4 protein-coding genes are annotated in these 4393 nt (G+C 33.4%); all 4 read left to right on the top strand.

Features of this window, described 5'->3' with window-relative positions; genetic code table 11:
- The first annotated feature begins 149 nt into the window (after window positions 1–149).
- The 4 genes from FNW52_RS20375 (at window position 150) to FNW52_RS20360 (ending at window position 4315) form a co-directional block, all read left to right on the top strand.
- Window positions 150–1061: a type IX secretion system membrane protein PorP/SprF gene (locus FNW52_RS20375; RefSeq protein WP_143379308.1), complete on the top strand. Its 912-nt coding sequence runs from the start codon at window positions 150–152 to the stop codon at window positions 1059–1061.
- Between the two features lie 66 nt (window positions 1062–1127).
- Complete coding sequence (locus FNW52_RS20370; protein ID WP_143379307.1) at window positions 1128–1883, top strand: hypothetical protein; 756 nt, start codon at window positions 1128–1130, stop codon at window positions 1881–1883.
- Window positions 1884–1941: 58 nt separating this feature from the next.
- The gene (locus FNW52_RS20365; RefSeq protein ID WP_143379306.1) at window positions 1942–2340 is read left to right on the top strand and encodes a M48 family metallopeptidase; all 399 of its coding nucleotides are present in this window, start codon (window positions 1942–1944) and stop codon (window positions 2338–2340) included.
- Window positions 2341–2374: 34 nt separating this feature from the next.
- Complete coding sequence (locus FNW52_RS20360) at window positions 2375–4315, top strand: OmpA family protein (protein ID WP_143379305.1); 1941 nt, start codon at window positions 2375–2377, stop codon at window positions 4313–4315.
- Window positions 4316–4393: the final 78 nt, after the last annotated feature.

Below are 4393 nucleotides of genomic sequence, written 5' to 3'. Positions count from 1 at the left end.
AAATTTGCTCAAAAAAATACTCTGAGCAATCGTAATACTCAGAGTATTTTTTAACTATCTTTAATACAAATACTACAATGCGAATTAAAAACACCTCAAAACTAAGCTATTACAAACAATAGCCATTTTTAACCAACAAATCGCTAACTATGAAAACAAAATTATTTTCTATCGTTATGATCTTTACAACCATTGTAAGTTATGCACAACAAGATGCTCAATATACTCAATACATGTATAACACAATAAGTGTAAACCCTGCTTATGCAGGATCAAGGGGTGCATTAAGTGTTTTTGCTTTGCATCGTACACAATGGGTTGGACTTGATGGAGCACCAATTACAAATACAGTTTCGGTAAATACTCCTTTCAATAACAGCAAATTAGGACTTGGTGTTTCTATTGTAAATGATGAAATTGGACCATCTACAAACAACTCAATATCGGCAGATATATCCTATTACGTGCCTGTTTCCGAATCCTACAGGCTATCTTTTGGGATTAAAGGAACCGCAAACATTTTTAATATAGATGTGTCCAAATTAAATCCAGGTGACCAAACAGATCCTGAATTTCAAAATATTGACAATGAGTTCTCACCAAACATAGGTGCGGGTCTTTATTTACATTCCCAAAACGGATATTTGGGGTTTTCAATTCCAAATTTTATAGAAACTAATGCCTATAATGACAATGATATAGCAGTATATAAAGAAAAAATAAACTACTATTTAATTGGAGGATACGTATTCGACTTGAGTTCATCCATAAAATTCAAACCTACCTTTATGACTAAAATGACTAATGGAGCTCCATTACAATTAGATGTTTCAGGTAATTTCATGTTCAATGAAAAATTTACTGTCGGTCTGGCCTACAGATGGAGTGCCTCCTTGAGCGCAATGGTTGGTTTTCAAATTACTGAGGGATTATACTTAGGCTACGGCTATGATTTTGAAACAACAAAACTGGCTAATTATAATTCTGGATCCCACGAGATATTCTTGCGTTACGAAATATTCAAGAAAAACAGTAAAATGGTTACCCCTAGATTCTTCTAATGGATTAAAGTAACTCAGAAAAAGCTACGATATGACAAGTCAAGATTCCTTTTAAAAATAATTATCATGAAAAAGAAGATTCTTGTTTACATAACAATAGTAACTATTTTTTCATTTAACTGTTTTGCGCAGATCGTTCAGGTTGACACTAGCAATAAAAAAGCAATTGACAATCAAATAAATGCCATGACAGGAAAGATGACTAGCTCCGTGAAAACTATAAAAACGTATCATGTAGTAGAAACTATTAATTTAAAATTTGGAGGACACACCACCACCTATGATGTACCAGACTCCAAATTAATAAACACATACGATTTAGGACCAAACAACACTCGGGTTATAACTATAGTGGAGAAAACCGTGGAACAAAATACTGAAGTTGTACCCCCAATATACACTCCAGTGCAACAAAAAACCGAAGTTACAACTCCATCCTATACCAAAGTAGAACCCATAAATAGTATTCAATCTAAAAACATTGACACCTTAAAAACCAGCTTAAACTCTAATGCTACTATAGACAGCCCGAAGAAAATGGGAGACTACGCCTATATCAATGTCATAAAAACCTATGAAAGGGTTACCGATAAAGGATACAAATCTATAGATATGCTTAAAAAAGTGTGTAATGCCTATTTCTTCAATGATGAATTGGAAAAAGCTGCCAAATGCTATGCCGAATTATTTAAATTGACAACTGATTTAGAACCCGAATGCTATTACCGCTATGCTATTTCTTTAAAAGCTATAGGCGAAGACAAGAAAGCCAGTGAAAATTTGAAAAAATATAATCAATTATCAGGAAACACCATCAAGTAATGGATGTAAAACGGGAATATGTAAAGAAAAATCAGCATCACTCTAAAACCTAATCATTATGAAAAATAACCTACTACTTTACCTAACGATACTCAGTCTTTCTTCATTTAACAATTATGCACAAAAGACTAAAGTAGTATCTAGTGAGGACAAAAAAAGCGACAATTACGCCTATATTGATGCCGTAAAAACCTACGAAAGAGTCTCGGAGAAAGGATATAAATCTGTAGAGATGCTCAAAAAAATGGGAAATGCTTATTTCTTTAACGAGAAATTGGATAAAGCAGCCAAATACTACGGTGAATTATGCGATATGACAACTGATTTAGAACCCGAATATTATTACCGCTATGCTATTTCTTTGAAAGCTATAGGGGAAGACAAGAAAGCCAGTGAGAATTTAAAAAAATACAATCAATTATCAGGAAACCAAATAATTGAAGAAAAACATGAATAATTAAAGACAAAAAAATCCTCTAAAAATAATTATTATGAAAAATAGAATACTACTTTACCTAACGATACTCAGTCTTTTTTCATTTAACAATTATGCCCAAAAAGCCAAAGTATCTAATGCGGATAAAAAATATGATAACTATGCATACATTGATGCTATAAAGACCTATGAGCATGTATCTGATAAAGGATACAAATCGGCAGAGATGTTCCAGAAATTAGGAAATGCCTATTTCTTCAACGCTGAACTGGACAAAGCCGCTAAATGGTATGGAGAGCTATTTGCATTAACATCTGACGTAGATCCTGAATATTATTATCGTTATGCACATTGTTTAAGATCTATTGGCCAAAATGATAAAGCAAATGAAATGCTTAAACTTTACAACGAGAAATCAGATAAACCCGGCAAAGGAGAGAGTTACATCAAAGAGATCAATTACCTGGACAAAATAAAAGCCAATTCTGGAAGATACAAGATTAAAGACGCCGGAGTGAATTCACAATATTCCGATTATGGCAGTTCATTTTATAACGGAAAACTGGTTTTTACCTCCTCTAGAGATACTGGAAGTTTAGGACAAAGAAAACATACTTGGACCGATCAATATTTTACAAATCTGTATGAATCCAACTTAACAGGCGATTCATTAACTCCAGGGAGTCCAAAAAAGTTTTCAAAAAGTGTCAAATCAAAATTTCATGAAGCCAGTGCTATTTTTACCAATGATGGCAAGACCATGTATTTTACAAGAAATAATTATTTAGAAGGTAAAAAAGGAAAAGATGGAAATAAAGTTACTTTAATTAAAATATACAAAGCCAGTTTTGTAAACAATGATTGGGCCAATATAGTCGAATTACCATTCAATAGTGACAACTATAGTACGGCACATCCCGCTCTTAGTGTCGATGAAAAAACATTGTATTTTGCATCGGATATGCCTGGAACATTAGGAGAATCCGACATTTTCAGAGTCAGTATCAATAGTGATGGTAGTTATGGAACTCCCGAGAATTTAGGCAAAACAATAAATACAGCCGGCAAAGAAACCTTTCCGTTTGTTACAGATGATAATGAAATTTATTTCGCTTCAGATACCCATTCGGGGCTTGGAGGGCTAGATATATTCGTATCTGAAATAAAAACGGATGGAACTTTTGGAGAAGTCCAAAACGTAGGAGCCGATGTCAATTCTCCAAAAGATGATTTTGCGTATTTAATAAATACTAAAGACAGAATTGGCTTTTTTTCCTCCAATAGGGAAAACGGAAAAGGGTATGATGACATCTATCAGTTTTTAGAAACCAGACCCATAAAATGCAAATACGAGTTAAATGGTGTAATAACGGAACTAGTATCCGCAGAAATACTTCCTAATTCTAAAATGTCACTATATGATGACCAGCACAAATTACTAAAAACAACGGAATCTGATGATAAAGGGTATTACTCATTTGAGATAGAAGGTCAAAAAACATATAGTGTGAGAGCTGAAAAAGAAGAGTATACCACAACCGAAAAAACCGTTACAATTGCTGAGAAAGACTGTAAAACACAACTGAACCTGACTTTTGAAAAAGCATTATGCAAAGTGGCCGTGGGCGATGATTTGGGTAAATGTTTTGGTATCAAATGGATTTATTTCGAATTTGATAAATCAACCATCAAACCAGAAGCAGCATTAGATTTAGCTAAAATATTAGATGTGATGGGAGAATATCCAAACATGAAAATTGACATCCGTTCCCATACCGATAGTAGAGGTACTTCTAAATACAATGAAGGATTATCCGACAGAAGAGCAAAATCAACTAAAGAATGGTTGATTATAAATGGCATCAACCCAAACCGATTATCTAGCAAAGGATATGGTGAAAACCAGTTAGTAAACAATTGTTCTGATGGCGTAAAATGTTCCGAAGATGAACATCAACAAAATAGACGTAGCGAATTTATTATTACTGCTTTATAAAGTTTACACACTGTTAATTACACAAAAAAGTCCTCTAAATCGAGGACTTTTTTGTGTAATTGTCTTTTAATAAAATCT

It is taken from the genome of Flavobacterium sp. ZT3R18, from assembly GCF_007097385.1.
GTDB lineage: Bacteria > Bacteroidota > Bacteroidia > Flavobacteriales > Flavobacteriaceae > Flavobacterium.
This window is presented reverse-complemented; position numbering and strand designations above follow the sequence as displayed.

What these genes read in the sequence shown, in the direction of transcription:
- FNW52_RS20375 (WP_143379308.1), top strand. Translation starts at nt 150, where the DNA reads ATGAAAACAAAATTATTTTCTATCGTTATGATCTTTACAACCATTGTA.
- FNW52_RS20370 (WP_143379307.1), top strand. Translation starts at nt 1,128, where the DNA reads ATGAAAAAGAAGATTCTTGTTTACATAACAATAGTAACTATTTTTTCA.
- FNW52_RS20365 (WP_143379306.1), top strand. Translation starts at nt 1,942, where the DNA reads ATGAAAAATAACCTACTACTTTACCTAACGATACTCAGTCTTTCTTCA.
- FNW52_RS20360 (WP_143379305.1), top strand. Translation starts at nt 2,375, where the DNA reads ATGAAAAATAGAATACTACTTTACCTAACGATACTCAGTCTTTTTTCA.